This is a genomic window from Pseudonocardia sp. GCM10023141, assembly GCF_042653605.1.
Window position 1 is genome coordinate 251,231 of sequence record NZ_JBHSIR010000008.1, and the last position, 20,560, is coordinate 271,790.

Below are 20,560 nucleotides of genomic sequence, written 5' to 3' on the forward strand. Positions count from 1 at the left end.
AACTACCCTGATCCCCCGTGCGTGACCTCGTGGAGATCGGGATGGGCCGAGAGGCCCGTCGCAGCTACGACCTGAACCAGGTCGAGATCGTGCCGTCGCGGCGGACGCGGAGCTCGAAGGAGGTCTCCACCGCCTGGCAGCTCGACGCCTACCGGTTCGAGATCCCCTTGATGACGCATCCCACCGACGCCATCGTGTCGCCGGCCAGCGCCATCCGGATCGGCCAGCTGGGCGGCCTCGCGGTGCTCAACGCCGAGGGCCTGTGGGCGCGCCACGCCGACGCCGACAGCGCGCTGGGGCGGGTCATCGACGCCGCTGCCGACGGCGACCCCGCCACGGCGGTACGCGCACTGCAGGAGCTGCACGCCGCCCCCATCGACGATGCGCTGCTCGCCGACGCGCTCAAGACCGTGCGCGAGGCGGGCGTCACCGTGGCGGCGCGGGTGAGCCCGCAGCGCGCCCGTGAGCTGACCCCGGTCCTGCTGGCCGCCGGCGTCGAGATCCTCGTGGTGCAGGGCACCATCATCTCGGCGGAGCACGTGTCCCCGGGGGCGCCGCTCAACCTCAAGGAGTTCATCAACTCCCTCGACGTCCCGGTCGTGGCGGGCGGCTGCGGCGACTACCGCACCGCCATGCACCTCATGCGCACCGGTGCGGCCGGCGTCATCGTCGGGTACGGGGAGGCGGCGGCCACCGCCACCGACCACGTGCTGGGCATCGGCGTCCCGATGGCCACGGCGATCGTCGACGCCGCGGCGGCACGTCGCGATTACCTCGACGAGACCGGCGGCCGCTACGTCCACGTCATCGCCGACGGCGGCATGGTCGGTTCGGGCGACATGGCCAAGGCGATCGCCTGCGGCGCCGACGCCGTCATGCTCGGCGACCTGCTGGCCGACTCGTCCGAGTCACCGGGACAGGGCCACTACTGGACCTCGTCGGCCGCCCACCCGTCCATGCCCCGCTCCGAGGTCACCGGCGGCGAGCAGGTGGAGCACGACCTCGAGACGGTGCTGTTCGGCCCGTCCAGCAACCCCTTCGAGGCCGTCAACCTGTTCGGCGCGCTGCGCCGGGCGATGGCGAAGACGGGCTACAGCGACCTGAAGGAGTTCCAGCGCGTGGGCCTGACGGTCCGCGGCTGACGCCGAACGCCCACCGGCTCATGATCAGACCGGAACCAGTGGGCGCTCGCCGTGGCCCGATCCGCCGAACGCCCACTGGCTCATGATCGAGAGAGAACCAGTGGGCGCTCGGCACGCTCGGCCCGCACGCGCGCGGCGAGCTGGGCCGGGCGGAACACCTCGGCAGCCGGGAAGCGCAGCAGGTGCCAGCCGTCGCGGGTGAGGTAGGCCTGCCGGGTGAGGTCGTGCAGGGCCCGTTCCGGGGTGAGGTGCTCCCGCCCGTCGTATTCGATGCCCAGCCGGAGCTCCGGATAGGACATGTCGAGTCGGTAGGGCCCGACCGGATGCTGGAGCACCGGACGGGGCAGGCCGGCCAGCACGATCGCGAGGCGGATCCGTGTCTCCATCGGGGATTCGGCCAGCGGATCCGCGAGCGCGATCACCTCGGGCAGCCGGGCCGCTCCGCGGGCGCCCGGCCGCGCGCGCACGGCTTCGGCCGGGGCGAGCTCGCAGGCGTGGCACAGCGCGTCGACGGCCACCACGGCCTCCGTCAGGCTCGGCGCCCACCGGGCGAGATCCGTGGCCGTCCGTTGCGGGGTCGTGACGAGGAGGCCGTCGACGGTGGTGATCTCCGCGGCGTCGACCGTGTCGCGGTGCACCACCAGCATCGGTTCCGACTTCCGCCGGTAGCCGAACCGCAACACGATCTCGGCCGGCGCGCCCTGCGGCGCGCACGAGGCGCCGTGCACCTCCGCCGCCGAGTAGCCCGCGAGGGCCCCGCAGGGCGCGACGAGCTCGTGCGCCGCCAGCGACCACGTCATCAGGTCGGGCTGCACGCCGGCCGCGATGTGCACGTCGGGAAACAGCCGCCGGTAGCGAGGGCCGTACAGCACGGCGCTCGAGAGAGCACCGGCTGCGAGCGCGGCGGAGCCGCGGAAGGGTCGATCGGTGGGAATCAGCATGGCAAGTGGGACGACGGCGGGCCGCGCCAGGTTCCGTCCGGGGCCGAACGCCCACTGGTTCCGGTTCGATCATGAGCCAGTGGGCGCTCGGGGGAACCATCGGGCGCTCGGCGGCGCCGTTTAGGCTGGTGGGGTGCAGCCTCCCACCGTCCTCGTCGTCGACTACGGCGCCCAGTACGCCCAGCTCATCGCCCGCCGGGTGCGTGAGGCCAACGTCTACTCCGAGATCGTGCCCGCCGGCACGTCCGTCGAGGAGATCGTGGCGCGCAAGCCGGCGGCGCTGATCCTGTCCGGCGGGCCGTCCAGCGTCTACGCCGAGGGTGCGCCGCGCCTCGACCCCGAGCTCTTCGCCGCCGGCATCCCCGTGCTGGGGCTCTGCTACGGCTTCCAGGCCATGGCGCTGGCGCTGGGCGGCGACGTCGCCCACGACGGCACCAGCGAGTACGGGCGCACCGAGCTGACGGTGTGCCCCACGCCCGGCACGCTGCACGACGGCCTGCCCGCGCAGCACCCCGTCTGGATGAGCCACGGCGACTCCGTGGTGCGCGCCCCCGACGGCTTCACGGTCACGGCGGCATCGGAGCGCGCGGCCGTCGCCGCGTTCGAGGACACCGGACGTCGCCTCGCCGGCGTCCAGTACCACCCGGAGGTCGGGCACTCCCCGCACGGCCAGGAGGTGCTGCGCCGGTTCCTCCACGACATCGCCGGCATCACTCCGGGCTGGACCACCTCCTCGATCATCGACGACACCGTCGCCGCGATCCGCGCCCAGGTCGGTGACGGCCGCGCGATCTGCGGGCTCTCGGGTGGCGTCGACTCCGCCGTGGCGGCCGCGCTCGTCCAGCGCGCCATCGGCGATCAGCTGACCTGCGTCTTCGTCGACCACGGTCTGATGCGTGCCGGTGAGCGCGAGCAGGTGGAGCGCGACTTCGTCGCCGCCACCGGCGCGAAGCTGCACACCGCCGACGCCGCGGAGCGGTTCCTCGACGCGCTGGCGGGCGTCACCGACCCCGAGACCAAGCGCAAGATCATCGGTCGCGAGTTCATCCGGGTCTTCGAGTCCGCGACGGCCGAGGTGGCCCAGGACGAGCACGTGGGGTTCCTGGTCCAGGGCACCCTCTACCCCGACGTCGTGGAGTCCGGCGGCGGCACCGGCACCGCGGTGATCAAGAGCCACCACAACGTCGGCGGCCTGCCGGACGACATCGAGTTCGCGCTGGTCGAGCCGCTGCGGGCGCTGTTCAAGGACGAGGTGCGCCGGGTCGGCGCCGAGCTGGGACTGCCGAAGGAGATCGTCGGGCGCCAGCCGTTCCCCGGCCCTGGACTGGGCATCCGGATCATCGGTGAGGTCACGGCCGAGCGGCTGGAGACGCTGCGCGCCGCCGATGCGATCGCTCGCGCCGAGCTCACGGCCGCCGGCCTCGACGACACCATCTGGCAGTGCCCCGTGGTGCTGCTCGCCGACGTCCGCAGCGTCGGCGTGCAGGGCGACGGGCGCACCTACGGGCACCCGATCGTGCTGCGGCCGGTGTCGAGCGAGGACGCCATGACCGCCGACTGGACGCGACTGCCCTACGACGTGCTCGAGCGCATCTCCACCCGCATCACCAACGAGGTGGCCGAGGTCAACCGCGTGGTCCTCGACGTCACGAGCAAGCCGCCGGGCACGATCGAATGGGAATAGCCACACGTCGCGATCCGGAAATCATCCGTGGATGCGATTGATCGAACATCTGCCCGGTGAGGTCTCGACCTCCCGGTCCGATCGCATCATTCGTGGCGTTCACTGACGCTCGTTTCGACAATGCTGGAAATCGGTGCGCCGCCTGTCGGGTCGGCCGCTCCGACCGTCCCGTCGGCATCCCTGAGCGCTGCCGCTGCACCGTCGGGATGTCATCGAGTGGACCGGAAGGACATCAGACCCCAGCAGTCCGGAGCATGGTGTGACTACGGCTCGGGACAGGTTCACGTCCGCATCGAATGCGATCCGGGCTGGTGGTTGCCGAACTACATCGTCAATGGACCGTGGGAGCCCGCCGGTGGGTATTTCCGGAGCGGAGCGACCTGCAATGGAGATGACGACCTCGTGAACTCCTGGACGATCACCTCGGTCGAGGATAGCCGGCGTCCCTCCATAGCCGCATCACATCGAAAAGGGCGGTACCCGGGCCGTCGGCCCGGATACCGCCCCTCGGGTCCCCGCTCCCCAGCGTGACCCTCCCGGCCGCGGTGGCTCCCCGACCCCGCACCGGTCGTCCTGTCAGCGGCGTCGCCGCCCGATGCTGCCGAGCAGCAGCAGCAACCCCAGCACCGCCGCCCCGCCTGCGAGCAGCCAGCGCGGGTCGAAGCCCGACAGGTTCGGCACGTGGCCGGTGAAGGCCGCCAGTGCCATGCCGAGCGTCAGCAGCCCGATGAGCAGCGCCACCGGGTCCGGGCCGCGCCGGCGCACGGCCGCTGTCCCTGTCGTCTCCCCGTGATCAGCCACGACGCACCTCCACATCCCCGACGCCCGCCTCGATGTCGATGACGAGCAGCCGTCCCGCCCGGACGCCGTCGGCGCCGAGGTCCTCCGTTGCATGGATGTCCGCGCCGGGCCCGTTGGCCTCGCGGCCGCCGAACGACACCGAGCCGAGGCCGGCCGAGGCGTTCAGCGTGACGTCCGTGTCGGGCCCGACGAGCACGGAGACCGTGCCCGCGCCGACGCTGGCACTGGTCCGGACCGGGGCGTTGTCGCCCCCTGCCGGCACGCTCAGGTCGAGCTTGCGCAGATCCAGCGTGATGTCCCCGGCCGAGAGCTGGTAGTTCGGCTGCAGCTGGCTCACCGTGATCGGCGTGGCGTTCACGTCACCGAGACCGCCACCCTGGAAGGTCGACAGCGGCGCCGCGAGCAGCCCCCAGGTCAGCAGGCTGCCCAGCACGGCGAACGGGATGAGTCCCCGCCCGGACCGGACGAACGCGCCGACGACGAGCCCCGCACCCAGCACCGCGAGCACGACACCGCTGATCAGCGGGGCCTTGGTGAGCGTGAGCGCGCCCAGCAGCAGCAGTATCACCGCGGTGCCACCACCGGCGAGCAGGGCGAGGCCGAGCGTCACCGAGGTGACCGGCCAGCGGCGCCGGGCCGGGAGCGGCGGCGTCACGGGGACGGCCGGGCCGGGCTCGGGCAGGTCCCACGCAAACGGTGCCGCACCGAGCGGATCCCACGCGGGCGGTGTCGGTGCCTCCGGCTCCACCGCGACGGTCGGCGCGGCGGCCGGGTCGGTGCCCACCGGGGTCTTCACCATCGACGGACCGGTAGGTGTGGCAACGGTGGGCGCGCTCATCGGGTCTGCAACGGGCGGTGGCACGGCCGCTGCCGGCCGGATGACCCGGTCGCCGCGGACGTGATGCAGCAGGAACAGCAGCGCTGCCACCGCCAGCAGCGGGACGATCGCGTCGCCGAGCCTGTTGCCGCCCCCGAACAGCGTGCCCAGCGTGAAGAAGGCGGCGATCACGAGACCGACCACCAGCACCCCGCGCGGGGCCTTGGTCCGCACCGGGGCACCCGGCTCGACCGGCTCGTCGGGCAGCAGCAGCCAGCCCGCGATGTAGAGGCCCGCGCCGATCCCGGAGAACGCTGCGACCACGAAACCGACCCGCACGAGCACCGGGTCGATGTCGTAGCGCCGGGCGATGCCCGACGCCACACCGGCGATCATGCGCTCATCGCGCGGTCGAGCGGGACGGGTCTCCCACATCTCCCGCAGCGTGTTCGGCACATCGATCCTGTTCATGCCATCAGCCTGCTCGACGTGGTGACTCCCGGCCATGGGGGATGGCCCGGAGTCACCCCCGAGATTTCCCCGATGTCGCGGGTTGCGTCGCGTGTGACCATGGAGGGGTGAGTACGCCATCCCTCGCGCCGGCCCGTCCGCCTGCGCCCCCGCTCGTCCGGCGCCGTTCCGGCCGGGTCGTCGCGGGCGTCGCGGGCGGGGTGGCCGATCATCTCGGCGTCAACGTGCTGTGGGTGCGTGCGGCGTTCGTCATCCTGTCGGCCACCAACATGGCAGGCGCCTTCGCCTACGGGCTGCTCTGGATCTTCGTGCGTCAGGAGCAGCGAGACGCCACCCGGGCACTGGGCCGGGCGGAGCGCCAGCAGGCCTACGGGCTCGCCGCACTCGGCATCGGCGTCGCGCTCACGGGGGCGGCGCTGGGCGACAACATCGTTGGCTGGGTGGTCGGCCCGCTCGGCGTGGTCGCGGTCGGCGCGGCCGTGGTGTGGCGCGAGGCCGACGAGGCGCAGCGCCGCAAGTGGGCGTCGGGGGCCCGGTCGGGCATCGCGGCGGGCGGTCGCTCCGGGCTGTGGCGGGTGATCGCGGGCGCCGCGTTCGTCACGATCGGGCTCGTGGTCTTCCTGGTCGGCAACCTGCAGCTCGGCCAGGTCCAGTTCGCGCTGCTCGCCGTGCTCGCCACCCTCGGTGGCGTCGCGGTGATCACCGTGCCGTGGTGGCTGAAGCTCGTGCGCGACCTCGGCGAGGAGCGCCGCGAGCGCATCGTCGAGTCCGAGCGCGCCGAGATCGCCGCGCACCTGCACGACTCGGTGCTGCAGACGCTCGCACTGATCCAACGGCAGTCCGACCAGCCCCGTGAGGTGCTGCGGCTCGCCCGCGGCCAGGAGCGCGAGCTGCGCCACTGGCTCTACGGGCCCACCGGGTACGGCCGCGCGGGCTCGCGCCGCAGCGATCCGGCGCTGGACGAGGGGCTCGCCCAGTCGATCACCACGGCCGCCGCCGAGGTGGAGGACACCTACGCCATCGACGTGCGTCCGGTGGTGGTGGGCGATCACCAGCTCGACGACGGCCTGCGCGCGCTCGTGCTCGCCGCCAGGGAGGCGATGGTCAACGCGGCCAAGCACTCCGGTGTCGGCGAGGTCAGCGTCTACGTGGAGGCCGAACCCGACGAGGTGCACGTCTTCGTGCGGGACCGCGGGAAGGGCTTCGATCCCGAGGCCGTCCCGGAGGACCGTCACGGGCTCGCCGACTCGGTGCACGGCAGGATGACGAGGCACGGCGGGAAGGTTCGGCTGCGCAGCACCCCGGGCGAGGGCACCGAGGTGCATCTGCAGATGCCGGTGGCCGCTTCCGGCACCCCCAAGCAGGAGTCGACGAGTGAGGCAGCTTCTTCATGAGTGAACCGACCAGCGATGTGGCAGCACCCGTGAAGGTCTTCCTCGTCGACGACCATGCGCTGTTCCGCTCGGGCGTGCGTGCGGAGCTCGACCGCAACGTCGAGGACGTCACGGTGGTGGGCGAGGCGGGCTCTGTCGACGAGGCGGTGGCCGCGATCCGGCACCTGCGGCCCGACGTCGTGCTGCTCGACGTCCACATGCCCGACGGGGGCGGCGCGGAGGTACTGCGCCAGCTGCGGCCCGAGCTGCCGGACGTGGTGTTCCTGGCGCTGTCGGTGTCCGACGCGGCCGAGGACGTCATCGCCGTGATCCGGGCGGGGGCGCGCGGCTACGTCACCAAGACGATCTCGGGACGCGAGCTGGGTGACGCCGTGCGCCGCGTGCACACCGGCGACGCCGTGTTCTCGCCGCGGCTGGCGGGCTTCGTGCTCGACGTGTTCTCCGAGCGGCCCGGTGCGGCGCCGCCCGGCGATCCGGAGCTCGATCTGCTCACGCGCCGCGAGCGCGACGTGCTGCGGCTGCTGGCGCGTGGCTACGCCTACAAGGAGATCGCGGGGGAGCTGTTCATCTCGGTGAAGACGGTGGAGACCCACGTGTCGAGCGTGCTGCGCAAGACGCAGATGTCCAACCGCTACGAGCTCTCGAGGTGGGCGTCCGACCGGCGGCTGGTGTAGCCGCCACCGGCCGGACGGGAGGGGCGGCGTCAGCCGCCGCCGAGCAGCCCACCCACGGCGCGGCCGAGGCCGCCGAGCAGTCCGCCGCCGCCGGACTGCTGCGGCGTCGACTCCTGCTTCGCGGTGTTGCTGCCCTGCGCCGAACTCCCCGAATCGGAGGAGTCGGCGCTGGAGGTCCGGGGAGCGGACGACTGTGTCTTCTGGTCGGACTGGTTGCCACCACCGGTCAGCAGCGACGTGAGCGGGTTGGTCAGGGAGCCGACAGCGTTGCCGAGCCCCGTGCCGACGTCGCCGACCGCCTGACCGAGGCCGCCCACGACCCCGCCGACCGGGCCGGGCACCGCGTCGCCAACGGACTGGACGCCGTCACCGACGCCGTTGCCGAGGTCGTTGACGACGCTCCCGACGGGCCCCTGCTGCGCCTTGCGCTGCTCGTCCTGCTGCTGCTGGGTGGGCGCGGGCGGCGTCACGACGGGCACGGACGGATCGCTGCCGCCGGTACCGCCGCCGTTGTCGGTGCCGCCGCCGGTGCCGCTGGTACCGCCGCCCGTGGCGCCGGTGCCACCGCCGCCCGGGGTGGAGGCACCCGGGGAGCCGTTCGGGGTGGCGCTCGTGCCTGCGTCGCCCTGGGCGCCCGCAGCGGGCACACCGCCGAGCGCGCTGGGGAAGGCGACGGGGACCCACGACTTCGGCGCTGCCGCGCCCGGGTCGAGCGCGTGGTTGAGCGTGTTCTGGTTGAGCACACCGCCCGCGAGCGCGCCCTGCGGAGCCGAACCGTCGAGCCGGCCCTGACCGGGGTAGCTGCCGTCGAACGCGTTGTCGGCCGTGTTGTGCGCGGAGTCGGTGATGACCGCGGCTCCGAAGACGGAACCCGCGGCGAGCAGCGTGCCCGCGACCACTGCGCCCCGGCGCACGACGCGGCCGCTGCCGGCGCGTGCGGTGCCGTCCTGCTCGGTCGCGGTGCCGGCCTGCTCGGGGACGAGCCCCTCGCGGCGCAGCAGGCTGTTGACGGAGACGACCGTGGTGGCGTCACCCTCTGCAACCGGCCTGGCCTGGACCTGCCTGTTGCGGTTCAGGAGGTCAGCGACGGTGACCACACCGGCCATGGCCGAACGCGGACCACCGTGAGACGCCATCTGAGCCACTGTTGCTAGTCCTCCCTTGGAGTGAACGGACTGGCAAATGTCTACCGGATGCTCAACGAACACACCAAGGGGCATCGGCCCACTCGTCGTGGTTCACTCGAACGGTCTATTTCCGTTCGCCGAGAATTACCGACCGCTCATCTCAGCTCAACGGTCTGGAAGATCTCGGCGAATGCGCCGTCCGGCAGCTCGAAACGCCTGGCCAGCTGTCCGCTCATGGTCCTGATCAGGCCTTCGAGGTCGTCCATGTGAGCGGTCTGTGACTTGTGGGCCCGCAAGGCCGCGATTTTCCGGTCAATTGTTGCGGTGACATCCACCACGTGGTTCACGCGTTCGCTCGGCGCACCCATCATCCAGAGTTCGCGAACTGTCCATGCGTCGAGACCCTCCTCCGCGAGTAGCTCCGGATGGGCGAACGGATTACGCGCATCGGGGTAAACCGCGGCCACCGCGGCCTCTCCGACGGCACGGTGATCGGGATGCGAGGCGCCGAGACGCTCCCACCAGATCTCGGGTGACTGCGTCAGCACGCGCTGTGGTCGTACCCGCCGGATCTCGCGGCTGATGTCGCGCCGCAGCTCGATGCTCGACGTCAGCCTGCCGTCCGGGTGGTGCAGGAAGCGGAGATCGGTGACGCCGAGCTCGGCTGCGGCGGCGTGCTGCTCGGCCTCGCGCAGGGGGCCCATCTCCGACCGCGGGGTGTCGTCGTGGCCGCCCGCGTCGCCGGATGTGCAGAGGCAGTACGAGACCTCGATACCGGCCTGGACCCAGGAGGCCACGGTGGCGGCGGCGCCGAAGTCGACGTCGTCGGGATGGGCGACGACGACGAGCGCGCGGCGGACCGGTTCGTCGGGAGTGGTGGACACCCCGCCGACACTACGTCTGAGGGCGGCGGCTCACGGGTTGCCGCGGAAGTGTGAGCGCGTGGAGTCGAGAGCACCCTTGGCGGCGACCCCGGCCCCGCCGGCGACCAGGATCCCGATGATGTCGGCCACGACGCTGTCGCCGGTGGTGATGAGCAGCCCGACCGCGGCTGCCGCTGCGGTGCCACCCGCCACCATCCAGCGTCCCTTGACGTAGTCGGCCGTGGAGGCGCCGGCGATCCCGCGCCGCTTCGCGGCGCTGTTCAACATGGCCAGATAACCGACATGGCCCAGCGCGACGATGAGGCCGACCAGCGCCACCACCGCTGCAATGATCCCGAAAACCGCACCCATGACACCAGAGTGCCACGTCCGCGGTCGATGGGGGTGGTCAGCGCGCGCCCAGCCGGCCCCGTCCGAGCCGCAGGAGGATCATCCCGAGCTCGCGCCCGGCCTCGCCGAGGTCCTGGAAGCGGGCCAGCACGGCCATCTCGCGGCTGTACACGATGCGGGGACCGCCCGAGGCCATCCGGGCCCGGCCGATCAGCTGCGACACCTCGCTGCGGCGCTGGATCAGCCGCAGGATCTCGGCGTCGAGCCGGTCGATCTCGACGCGCAGCGCGGGGATCTCGGTGGCGTCCGGGATCCGGTCGGCGTCCGGGATCGCGCGGGCGGCGGCGTCGTCCGTGGTCATGCTCATGATCTCCTCCTGGTCGTGGGGAGGTTCCGGCCCCTGAACGCGGAAACGCCCCGGGTCCGTGGACTCCGGGGCGTCGTGGGGGCTGGTCAGCAGGCCACGGGAACCGGTGTCCGGTACCCGTAGAAGAATCGGCTGCTGATCAGTGGCACGCGAGCAGTGTGCCACAAGAGTGGCTGTCGGGGGGCGGCGGTAGTCTTTCGAACACGATGAGCGCCTTGTTCGAACTGCCAATCGAGACCTCCGCCAAGCCCCGCTCCGCACGTGGAGCGGCACTGCTGGAAGGCCTGAACCCACGCCAGCGCGAGGCGGTGGTGCACTCCGGCTCGCCGCTGCTGATCGTCGCGGGAGCCGGCTCGGGCAAGACGCGCGTGCTCACCCACCGCATCGGCTGGCTGCTCGCCGAGCGGGGGGTGCACCCCGGCGAGATCATGTCGATCACGTTCACCAACAAGGCCGCCGCGGAGATGAAGGAGCGCGTCGACACGCTCGTCGGCCGCCGGGCCAACGCGATGTGGGTGTCCACGTTCCACTCGATGTGCGTGCGCATCCTGCGCCGCGAGGCCAAGCACCTCGGGGTGCGCAGCGCCTTCTCCGTCTACGACGCCGATGACACGCGCCGGCTCGTCGGGATGGTGGGGCGCGATCTCGAGCTGGATCCCAAGAAGTTCGCCCCCCGCGCGGTGGCAGCGCAGATCTCCAACCTCAAGAACGAGCTGCTCGACGCCGATGCCGCAGCCGAGCGCGCGAGCAACGAGTACGAGCGCAAGGTCGCCGAGGTCTACGCCGTCTACCAGGCGCGGCTGCACACGGCCAACGCGTTCGACTTCGACGACCTGATCATGGAGACGGTGTCGCTGCTGCAGCGGCTGCCTGCCGTGGCGGAGTACTACCGGCGCCGGTTCCGCCACGTCATGGTCGACGAGTACCAGGACACCAACCACGCGCAGTACGTGCTGGTGCGCGAGCTGGTGGCCCCGGCAACGCCGGATTCCGAACCCGGCGAGCTGTGCGTCGTGGGCGACTCCGATCAGTCGATCTACGCGTTCCGCGGTGCCAACATCCGCAACATCACCGAGTTCGAGCAGGATTTCCCCAACGCCCGCACCATCCTGCTGGAGCAGAACTACCGCTCCACCCAGACGATCCTGTCGGCCGCCAACGCCGTGATCGCGCGCAACACCGGCCGTCGCGACAAGCGGCTGTGGTCCGAGCAGGGCGATGGTGAGAAGGCCATCGGCTACGTCGCCGACAACGAGCACGACGAGGCCGGGTTCGTCGCGGGTGAGATCGACCGGCTGGTCGACTCCGGCGAGTTCCGCAACTCCGACGTCGCGATCTTCTACCGCACCAACTCGCAGTCACGCGTGTTCGAGGACGTCTTCATGCGCGTCGGGCTGCCGTACAAGGTGGTGGGCGGGGTCCGCTTCTACGAGCGGAAGGAGGTGCGCGACGCGCTGGCGTACCTGCGGGTGCTGTCCAACCCCGAGGACACCGTCAGCATGCGTCGCATCCTCAACGTGCCCAAGCGCGGCATCGGCGATCGTGCCGAGGAGGTCGTGGCCACGTTCGCCGACCGCCACCGGATGTCGTTCAACGCGGCACTGCGCGTCGCGGCCGAGCAGCCGGAGCGCCTCCCCGGTCTGGTCACGCGCTCGCAGCGCAACATCGCAGGCTTCGTGCGCATCCTCGACGAGCTCAACGAGATGGTGGAGCGCGACGAGGAGACCTGCGAGATCCTCGAGGCGATCTACGCCAAGACCGGTTACACGGCGGAGCTGGAGGCGAGCGAGGATCCCCAGGACGGGTCGCGGCTGGAGAACCTCGCCGAGCTGGTCACGGTGGCGCGCGAGTTCGCGGGCGATGTCGCCGTCGCCGATCTCGACGATTCCGACGTCGAGGTCGGATCGCCCGCACCGGGCTCGCTCGCGGCGTTCCTGGAGCGGGTCGCGCTGGTGGCCGATGCCGACTCGATCCCGGACAACGACTCCGGCATGGTCACGCTGATGACGCTGCACACGGCGAAGGGGCTGGAGTTCCCCGTCGTGTTCCTCACCGGCTGGGAGGACGGCGTGTTCCCGCACATGCGGGCCATGGGCGATCCGAACGAGCTGGCCGAGGAGCGGCGGCTGGCCTACGTCGGCATCACGCGGGCCCAGCAGCGGATGTACCTGTCCCGGGCGATGGTCCGCTCGTCGTTCGGGCAGCCCAACGCCAACCCGGCATCCCGGTTCCTGGCGGAGGTGCCCGACGAGCTCGTCGAGTGGCGCCGCTCCGAGCCGGAGCGCTCGGCGCCGGTGGGCCGCTTCGGCTTCGGCCGCCGCGCCACCGCCACCGACCGCGGCAACTGGAACGTCCCGAAGGCCTCGATGGGGCCCACGCTGAGCCTGGACGTCGGCGATCGCGTCAATCACGACAAGTACGGCCTCGGCACCGTCACGGCGTCCGACGGTGCCGGCGTGCGGGCCACGGTCACCATCGACTTCGGGAGCGCGGGCACCGTGCGCCTGATGCTCATCGGCGGCGTGCCGATGCAGAAGCTGTAGGGAAGCGCTCGGCTAGAAGTTGATCCCGCGGCGGGCGAGCCACGGGATCGGGTTGAGCTTGTTGCCTGCCGCGTCCCAGATCTCGAGGTGCAGGTGCGGCCCGGTGGACTCGCCGCGGTTGCCGATCTCGGCGATCTCCTCGCCTGCCTGCACCTTGTCGCCGAGCTTCACGAACATGCGGTTGATGTGCCCGTAGACGCTGCGCGTGCCGTCCGGGTGCCGCAGCACCACCCAGAGGCCGAAGCCGGACGCCGGGCCGGCCTCCTCGACGACGCCGTCGCTCAGCGCGTAGATCGGGGTGCCGATCTTGTTGGCGATGTCGATGCCGAGGTGCTGGACGCCCCAGCGGGCGCCGAAGACCGAGGTGAGCGTGCCGCTGGTGGGTCGGACGTAGATCGTGTCCCCGAACGGGTGCGCCTCGGAGGCGCCGCCGGCGAGCGCGGACCGGATGAGCTGCGCCTGGCGGGCGAGCTCCTGGCCGATGTCCACGGCCTTGGTGAGGCTCTTGACGTCGAGCTGCGCCAGCGGGTCCAGCGCGCCGACGGCGAGGGTGTCGGGCAGCGGCTGGTCACCGCCGATCCCCGTGGCCGCCGCGGCAGGCGTTCCACCCCCTGCGGCCGCAGTGGCGGCGTCGGTGGTGTTCGCCACGGGCAGCAGGGCACCGATCGTCACCTGCGGGCTGTGGCCGATCAGCGGCGTGACCAGCGTCTGTGCCGCCGCGACGACGGCACCCGCCGCTACTGCGGCAACGGTGGCCCGGCCGCACAGCGACGCTGCGGGTGGCGGCGGAAGACGGTGCACCCCCGAGACGGCGGCGACGTTGAGGTACGTCGTCCTGACCTCGGAGTGGTCCGTCTCGGCGCCGCTTGGGGAGCGGTGTAGCGCCAAGACCTGCCCTTCTCGACGTGGTGCTCGTGTCCCGTTCGCGGGGGCTGGTCTGGGGAACCACGGGACCGATCGGGGCCGGTCCCGCTGCCTTACCGTGACTGTGTTGTGACACGAACCCCGGCAAGGTAGCGGTGGCCGTCCGCAGGGGGCAAATCTGGCGACGGCGTGTCGGCAGTCGGGTGGTTCGGGTCAGGATGCGGGCGTCGACTCGCTACAGCGCGTGTCCGCGTGGCCCGAATCTCCTCGATGGCCTGCTCGGAACGGGTGACGCTCGTGAGCCGTACGGGCCAGTGCCGACGTGATCCACCGCACGACGCGCGGATCGATCGGGAGCGAAAGGTGACCTACATCACGTAGCTCCAGATGCTCCACGTCCAGGTCCGAACGGTCCAACCGGGCGCGGCGCTGGGGTACGACCATCTGGTCCATCCGGCTCCACACCACGAGGAACCGCGTGGTGCAGCCGGGGGCGGGCCGGTCGAGTTCCGCCATCAGGTCCGAGCCCGGACGCAGCTGGCGCGCGAGCGGGGTGGGCATCAGGTACGCCGACAACGTGCCGGCGTGCGGGCTGCCGAGCGTCACGAGCGTGTCGACAGCGGCCGCTCCGCCCATCCGTTGCACGTAGTACCGCGCGATCACCCCGCCGAGCGAGTGGCCCACGATGTGGACCTTGTCGTGGCCGGTCTGCTCGCGCAGCCGCTCGACGTGGCCGCGCAGCTGGTGGGCCGCGGCACGGACGTCACCGGTGAACAGGCTGTAGTTCACCGCGTGCACCACCCCGAAGCCGCGCCGCCGCAGTGCCCTGCGGAAGACGGTGAACACCGAGCGGTTGTCCATGATCCCGTGCACCAGCAGGATCGGGGTGCCGGCAGCGTCCATGTCGGTGACCACGAGGCTGCGACGCACCGGCGGCAGCGGGTCGGTGCGGTAGCCGCCGGAGTCGGTGAGCTGCTCGCGCACCAATCCCGCCGGGTACACGGCCAGGTGCGCCGCGAGCCACGCCCACTCGACGGTGAGCCCGCGCATCCCGGCCGGGCAGCCGAACGTGCGGGCCGCGTAACCGCCGGCTCCGGCGAGCTCGGACGCGACGGTGCCGACCACCCCGGCAACCGTGGCCAGACGGTCGAGCCCTGCGCGGACCAGCGCCATGGAAAGACGGTAGGTGATGCCTCACATCCCCGCCTCTCCTGAGCCCGCCGACCTGGCCGTCGGACCAGGGGTGACAGCGGTCACCGGGGCAGGTCAGGGCCGGTGCGGCCGTCGTCGCTAGTGTCCCTGGGGAAGCGGATCCGCGGAGCCTTCACACGACGTGCGCAGGGCCGGCCGCGGGCACAGCGAAGTGGGCAGGGAGAGCCGAGTGGACCTCTACGAGTACCAGGCGAAGGACCTCTTCGCCGCGCATGGAGTGCCGGTACTGCCGGGCAAGACCGTCGAGACGCCCGAGGACGCAGCCGCAGCTGCTGCCGAGCTCGGCACCGCCGTCGTCGTCAAGGCGCAGGTCAAGACAGGTGGCCGGGGCAAGGCGGGTGGCGTCAAGCTCGCCAACACGCCCGACGAGGCCAAGGAGAAGGCCACCGACATCCTCGGCCTGGACATCAAGGGCCACATCGTGCACCGGGTGCTGGTCACCACGGCCAGCGACATCGCGGAGGAGTACTACTTCTCCTTCCTGCTCGACCGGTCCAACCGGACCTTCCTCGCCATGGCCTCGGCCGAGGGCGGCATGGAGATCGAGCAGCTCGCCGTCGAGCGTCCCGAGGCGCTGGCGCGCGTGGCCGTCGACGCGATCATCGGCGTCGACAAGGCCAAGGCCCTCGAGATCGTGACCGAGGCGAAGTTCCCGGCCGTCATCCTCGACGAGGCCGCCGACGTGGTGGTCAAGCTGTGGGAGACCTTCGTCTCCGAGGACGCCACGCTGGTCGAGGTCAACCCGCTGGTGCGCGACCCGCAGGACAAGATCATCGCGCTCGACGGCAAGGTCACCCTCGACGAGAACGCCGGCTTCCGCCACCCCGACCACGCCGCGCTGGTCGACGAGCGCACCGAGAACCCGCTCGAGGCGAAGGCCAAGGCCAAGGGCCTCAACTACGTCAAGCTCGACGACGGCCAGGTCGGCATCATCGGCAACGGCGCGGGCCTCGTGATGAGCACGCTCGACGTCGTGGCCTACGCGGGGGAGAAGCACGGCGGCGTCAAGCCCGCCAACTTCCTCGACATCGGCGGCGGCGCCTCGGCGCAGGTCATGGCCGACGGCCTGGACGTCATCCTGGGCGACGCCGACGTCAAGTCGGTGTTCGTCAACGTCTTCGGCGGCATCACCTCGTGCGACGCGGTGGCCACCGGCATCGTCGAGGCGCTGAAGATCCTGGGTGACGCCGCCACCAAGCCGCTGGTCGTGCGGCTCGACGGCAACAACGTGATCGAGGGCCGCCGGATCCTCGACGAGGCGAACCACCCGCTCGTCACCCAGGTGGACACGATGGACAACGCGGCCGACAAGGCCGCCGAGCTCGCACACGCGGGGGCCTGAACCATGGCAATCTTCCTCACCGAGAACAGCAAGGTCATCGTCCAGGGCATCACCGGCGGCGAGGGCACCAAGCACGCCACCAAGATGCTCGCGGCGGGCACCAACATCGTCGGCGGCGTCAACGCGCGCAAGGCCGGTACCGTCGTCACCATCGGCGGCAAGGACATCAAGGTCTTCGGCACCGTCGAGGAGGCCATCAAGGAGACCGGCGCCGACGTCAGCGTCGCGTTCGTCCCGCCGAAGTTCACCAAGGACGCCGTGATCGAGGCGATCGACGCCGAGATCCCGCTGCTGGTGATCATCACCGAGGGCGTCCCGGTGCACGACTCCGCCTACTTCTGGGCGCACGCCGTCGCCAAGGGCAACAAGACGCGCATCATCGGCCCGAACTGCCCCGGCATCATCAGCCCCGGCAAGTCGAACGCCGGCATCATCCCGGCCGACATCGCGGGTCCCGGCAAGATCGGGCTCGTCTCGAAGTCGGGCACGCTGACCTACCAGATGATGTACGAGCTGCGCGAGATCGGCTTCTCGTCCGCGATCGGCATCGGTGGCGACCCCGTCATCGGCACCACGCACATCGACGCGCTGGAGGCCTTCGAGGCCGACCCCGAGACCGCCGCGATCGTCATGATCGGCGAGATCGGTGGCGACGCCGAGGAGCGGGCGGCGGCCTACATCAAGGAGAACGTGACGAAGCCGGTCGTCGGCTACGTCGCCGGCTTCACCGCCCCCGAGGGCAAGACGATGGGCCATGCCGGCGCCATCGTCTCCGGATCGGCCGGCACCGCGCAGGCCAAGAAGGAAGCCCTCGAGGCCGCGGGCGTCAAGGTCGGCAAGACGCCGAGCGAGACGGCCGCTCTCATGCGCGAGATCATCGCCGGACTCTGATCAGCGCTGCACGCTGAGTGACGGCCGCACGTTCCCCCCGGGGCCCACGGGGCGCCGGGGGGAACGGCGCGCTAGTTTCGCAGCGGCTGGCACGAACCGCGGGAGTTCGTGCCGGAGGGAGCCTGAAAAGATGACGCAGCAACCATCCACATCCGGTCCGGCGGCCGTAGCGGCCGCTGAGAAGCCGGAACCGAACCCCGGGCCGGTCCGGCTGCTGGTGCTGATCACCGCAGGCCTCGGATTCGTGGTCTACCTGCTCGGGTTCTTCACCGAGATCCGGCTCGCAGCGCTGCTGCCCGGACCGCTACTCGTGGGCGGCGGGCTGCTCGCCGCGCTCGCACTGCTGCCGAAGGCCGGCAAGGTGCTCGGGCCGGCTGCCGTGCTGGTGCTCACCGGGGCGCTGCTGTTCGTGCAGTTGATCGTCGGCTCCCGCACATCGGTCGTCAGCATCATCGCGGTGGTTCTCGCGGTGCTGGAGGCCATCGCGGTCATCGGCGCCCTGCTGCTCGATGCGGGCGTCATCACCGCGCCCGCGCCGCGTCCGGCCCGGCCGCCCGCCTACGGCCAGCCCGGCGGCTTCCCGCAGGGCTACGGCCAGCAGCCGGGCTACGGCCAGCAGGGCTACCCCGGCCAGCCCGGCTACGGCCAGCAGCACGCGCCGTTCGGCGGCCAGCCGCAGCAGCAGTTCGGACCGTCGCAGGGTGGCGGGTTCGGTGCGGCGCCCAGCTACGGGCAGGCCCCACAGGGCGCCTCGGCGGCCCAGAACGTTCAGCCCCAGCAGCACGCCTGGAGCCAGAGCATCGACGCGTCACAGGCGCCGACGGCGGCCTGGTACGCGGGCGACACCCCGGCCGCGCCCGGCACTCCGATGCCGCAGAACGCGCCGACGGCCGTCGGGCAGGCGCCCCAGAACCCGGGTCAGCAGAACCCGGGCCAGCAGAACACCGGCCAGCAGCACTCCGGTCAGAACGTCGCACCGCCCCACCCTGGGCAGCAGGGTGGTGGGCAGCAGAACCAGCCCACCAACGCCCAGCCCACGAGCGCGGTGCCGACCGGTCAGAACGAGTCCGGCCCGACCGCCGACTTCCGGGTGGCGCAGGGCACGGAGACACCTGCCGTCGGCCAGCCGATCATCAACGAGGGGCGCCACGAGCAGCCTCCCGGCGATGTCGCACCCACGCAGTACCTCGCCACCGGCGAGCACCAGCAGAACTGACCTCTCGCGGCGTGCCTGCCCGGCTGTCGGGCTCCGCACTGCGACCCTGGGCGGGTGACCCGAACCCTCGACGGCCACCCCGGAGACCAGTCCGAGCCGGGGGACGGCACCCCAGACCCTGCGTCACCGGATCCTGGTGCGCCGGACCCCGGGACGCCCGACGCCGACGCCGCGGCGGCCAACAACCGGGGCAGGGGCCCGGCCGAGGGGCTCGACCGGCTGCGCATCCTGCTCGCGGGCGCCATGGGCACGGTGATCGTCAGCTACGCGGCGCTCGTGCCCGTGGCAGCACTCGTGATCGCCTCCGCCGGTGGTGGGCTGTCGGTCGACGGCTCCTTCGCCGCGGCGATCCCGCTCTGGCTCGCTGCGCACCAGATCCCGCTGGTGCTGCAGGGCCAGCCGCTCAGCGTCCTGCCGTTGCTGCCGACGATCCTGATGTTCCTCGTGATCGTCGTCGGAACCGGGTGGTCGGTGCGCAGGCTGGGATGCCGCTTCCGCGCCGATGCGGGCGCCGTGGTCGCCACCAACGCCGGTGCGCACGCCGCCGTCGCGGTGCTGGGCAGCGCGCTGCTGCCGCGGGCCGCCGAGGTCGCGGCCGCCCCGTGGGCAGCGATGGTCGGTGGCGGGCTCGTCGCAGGCGCCGCCGCGGGTGTCGGGGTGCTGCGCACGTGCGGGTTGCCCGCGGATCTCGCGGCTCGTGTCCCCGACTGGTTCCGCGCGGGGTTGCGCGGGGCCGCGGTGACGCTGCTCGGCCTGCTGGTCGCGGGCGCCGCGGTGCTGCTCGCCGGGCTGGTGCTGGGCGCCCCGACCGTCGCCGCCGCGTACAAGGAGCTCGCCCCCGGGTTCGGAGCGGCCCTCGGTGTGACGCTGCTGGCGCTGGCCTACCTGCCCAACGCGCTGGTCGCGGGGGCGAGCTGGGCGCTGGGCCCCGGGGTCGGGGTCGGCGCGGCCACGGCCTCGCCGTTCGCCGCCTTCCCCGGCACCCCGTCCCACTTCCCGCTGCTCGCCGCCCTCCCCACCTCCGTGCCACCGACGTGGACGCTCGCGACGCTGCTGCTGCCCGTCGCGGCCGGGGTGCTGGGCGGGCTGACGTGCCGGCGGGCCGTCGAGGGGCCGGCGCGGTTCCCCGCAGCGGCCGTCGCCATCGGGCTGACCGCGCTGGCCGTCGCGGTGCTGGCCGTGCTGGCGGGTGGCCGGTTGGCGGCGGGCCCGTTCGACCCGATCCGGATCCCCGCCGAGGTGCTCCTGCCCGCCGTGCTGCTGCTCGTCGGGGTCCCGGCGCTCGTCGTCGCCGCCACCCCCCGGCGGGGTGAGGTGGAGGTCGAGCCCGTTCCTGCTCCCGATCCCGTTCCGGACCGGGTGCCCGAGGTCGCGCCGGAGGCCGTCGCTGCGGCGGCAGCCGGCGTCCCCGAGGCCGTCCCCGAGGTCGATGAGCCGAAGCGGGCCGTGCCCGTCCGGATTCCGGCGAGGGGTGCGGAGGTGCAGCCGGTGGCCGAGCCGGATGCACCGGACGCCGAGGTCGAGGCGACGGTGGAGCCCGAGCCCACCCCGGAGCCCCTGCCCGCGAAGCCGCGCACCGTCGCCGAGCTGGTGGCCCTGCGGGAGCGCGAGAAGGCGGAGCGCGCGGCGGCCGATGCGGCAGCGGAGGCGGAAGCGGCAGCGGAATCGGCAACGGCAGCGGCGGAGCCCGACGACCCGCAGCCCGACGACCCGCAACCCACCGAGCAGCAGCCCTGACGTCGTGGCGCGGGGTCCGCACGTGGTGTGACCTGGGCCGCCGCCTACGCTGGGCGGGTCCCCGCACCCGTTCGACGAGGAGCCCGCTTGTCCGCGCCGTCGCGCCCGCCCTACCGGGTGGAG

18 protein-coding genes are annotated in these 20,560 nt (G+C 72.0%); 9 read left to right on the forward strand and 9 right to left on the reverse strand.

What is annotated here, in order from left to right; all coding sequences use genetic code 11:
* Positions 1-17: 17 nt before the first annotated feature.
* Positions 18-1,142, forward strand: coding sequence for a GuaB3 family IMP dehydrogenase-related protein (locus tag ACFPFQ_RS04770; RefSeq protein WP_379615125.1), 1,125 nt, complete (start codon positions 18-20; stop codon positions 1,140-1,142).
* A gap of 80 nt (positions 1,143-1,222) precedes the next feature.
* Here ACFPFQ_RS04770 and ACFPFQ_RS04775 read toward each other — a convergent pair whose 3' ends face one another.
* The gene (locus ACFPFQ_RS04775) at positions 1,223-2,083 is read right to left on the reverse strand and encodes an endonuclease domain-containing protein (RefSeq protein ID WP_379615127.1); all 861 of its coding nucleotides are present in this window, start codon (positions 2,081-2,083) and stop codon (positions 1,223-1,225) included.
* A gap of 133 nt (positions 2,084-2,216) precedes the next feature.
* On the opposite strand from ACFPFQ_RS04775, the gene guaA reads away from it, so the two are divergent.
* Complete coding sequence (guaA, locus tag ACFPFQ_RS04780; protein ID WP_379615129.1) at positions 2,217-3,767, forward strand: glutamine-hydrolyzing GMP synthase; 1,551 nt, start codon at positions 2,217-2,219, stop codon at positions 3,765-3,767.
* A gap of 576 nt (positions 3,768-4,343) precedes the next feature.
* Here guaA and ACFPFQ_RS04785 read toward each other — a convergent pair.
* Both ACFPFQ_RS04785 and ACFPFQ_RS04790 read right to left on the reverse strand, forming a co-directional pair.
* A complete protein-coding gene (locus ACFPFQ_RS04785; protein WP_379615131.1) occupies positions 4,344-4,568 on the reverse strand; it encodes a hypothetical protein in 225 nt (74 codons plus the stop codon).
* The gene (locus ACFPFQ_RS04790) at positions 4,561-5,856 is read right to left on the reverse strand and encodes a PspC domain-containing protein (RefSeq protein WP_379615133.1); all 1,296 of its coding nucleotides are present in this window, start codon (positions 5,854-5,856) and stop codon (positions 4,561-4,563) included. Before ACFPFQ_RS04790 ends, ACFPFQ_RS04785 begins: the two co-directional genes overlap by 8 nt.
* Before the next feature lie 41 nt (positions 5,857-5,897).
* Here ACFPFQ_RS04790 and ACFPFQ_RS04795 point away from each other — a divergent pair, with 41 nt between their 5' ends.
* A complete protein-coding gene (locus tag ACFPFQ_RS04795) occupies positions 5,898-7,250 on the forward strand; it encodes a PspC domain-containing protein (RefSeq protein WP_379615135.1) in 1,353 nt (450 codons plus the stop codon).
* Positions 7,247-7,924 carry a response regulator gene (locus ACFPFQ_RS04800; RefSeq protein WP_379615137.1) on the forward strand — a complete coding sequence of 226 codons (678 nt, stop codon included), beginning with the start codon at positions 7,247-7,249 and terminating at the stop codon, positions 7,922-7,924. Before ACFPFQ_RS04795 ends, ACFPFQ_RS04800 begins: the two co-directional genes overlap by 4 nt.
* A 29-nt stretch (positions 7,925-7,953) precedes the next feature.
* Here ACFPFQ_RS04800 and ACFPFQ_RS04805 read toward each other — a convergent pair whose 3' ends face one another.
* From ACFPFQ_RS04805 to ACFPFQ_RS04820, 4 genes are all read right to left on the reverse strand, one after another.
* Positions 7,954-9,030 carry a hypothetical protein gene (locus ACFPFQ_RS04805; protein ID WP_379615139.1) on the reverse strand — a complete coding sequence of 359 codons (1,077 nt, stop codon included), beginning with the start codon at positions 9,028-9,030 and terminating at the stop codon, positions 7,954-7,956.
* 176 nt (positions 9,031-9,206) lie between these two features.
* A complete protein-coding gene (locus ACFPFQ_RS04810; protein ID WP_379615141.1) occupies positions 9,207-9,935 on the reverse strand; it encodes a PIG-L deacetylase family protein in 729 nt (242 codons plus the stop codon).
* A gap of 30 nt (positions 9,936-9,965) precedes the next feature.
* Positions 9,966-10,286, reverse strand: a complete 321-nt coding sequence (locus ACFPFQ_RS04815; RefSeq protein ID WP_379615143.1) for a hypothetical protein — start codon at positions 10,284-10,286, stop codon at positions 9,966-9,968.
* 37 nt (positions 10,287-10,323) lie between these two features.
* Positions 10,324-10,626 (reverse strand): chorismate mutase, encoded by a 303-nt coding sequence (locus ACFPFQ_RS04820; protein WP_379615185.1) that lies wholly within the window; start codon positions 10,624-10,626, stop codon positions 10,324-10,326.
* Between the two features lie 212 nt (positions 10,627-10,838).
* On the opposite strand from ACFPFQ_RS04820, the gene pcrA reads away from it, so the two are divergent.
* Positions 10,839-13,175 (forward strand): DNA helicase PcrA, encoded by a 2,337-nt coding sequence (pcrA, locus tag ACFPFQ_RS04825; protein ID WP_379615145.1) that lies wholly within the window; start codon positions 10,839-10,841, stop codon positions 13,173-13,175.
* A gap of 12 nt (positions 13,176-13,187) precedes the next feature.
* Here the strand turns inward: pcrA and ACFPFQ_RS04830 are convergent, their stop codons facing one another.
* A complete protein-coding gene (locus ACFPFQ_RS04830; RefSeq protein WP_379615147.1) occupies positions 13,188-14,063 on the reverse strand; it encodes a M23 family metallopeptidase in 876 nt (291 codons plus the stop codon).
* A 189-nt stretch (positions 14,064-14,252) separates the two neighbouring features.
* Positions 14,253-15,212 (reverse strand): esterase/lipase family protein, encoded by a 960-nt coding sequence (locus ACFPFQ_RS04835; protein WP_379615149.1) that lies wholly within the window; start codon positions 15,210-15,212, stop codon positions 14,253-14,255.
* A gap of 208 nt (positions 15,213-15,420) precedes the next feature.
* Between ACFPFQ_RS04835 and sucC the strand changes: the two genes are divergently transcribed.
* The 4 genes from sucC to ACFPFQ_RS04855 all read left to right on the forward strand — a co-directional run bounded on the left by sucC (position 15,421) and on the right by ACFPFQ_RS04855 (position 20,437).
* The gene (sucC, locus tag ACFPFQ_RS04840; protein WP_379615151.1) at positions 15,421-16,593 is read left to right on the forward strand and encodes an ADP-forming succinate--CoA ligase subunit beta; all 1,173 of its coding nucleotides are present in this window, start codon (positions 15,421-15,423) and stop codon (positions 16,591-16,593) included.
* Between the two features lie 3 nt (positions 16,594-16,596).
* On the forward strand, positions 16,597-17,484 hold the full coding sequence (sucD, locus tag ACFPFQ_RS04845) for a succinate--CoA ligase subunit alpha (RefSeq protein ID WP_379615153.1): 888 nt from the start codon (positions 16,597-16,599) through the stop codon (positions 17,482-17,484).
* A 130-nt stretch (positions 17,485-17,614) separates the two neighbouring features.
* Positions 17,615-18,700, forward strand: a complete 1,086-nt coding sequence (locus tag ACFPFQ_RS04850) for a DUF5336 domain-containing protein (protein ID WP_379615155.1) — start codon at positions 17,615-17,617, stop codon at positions 18,698-18,700.
* 54 nt (positions 18,701-18,754) lie between these two features.
* Positions 18,755-20,437, forward strand: a complete 1,683-nt coding sequence (locus ACFPFQ_RS04855) for a DUF6350 family protein (RefSeq protein WP_379615157.1) — start codon at positions 18,755-18,757, stop codon at positions 20,435-20,437.
* The last annotated feature ends 123 nt before the right edge of the window (positions 20,438-20,560 follow it).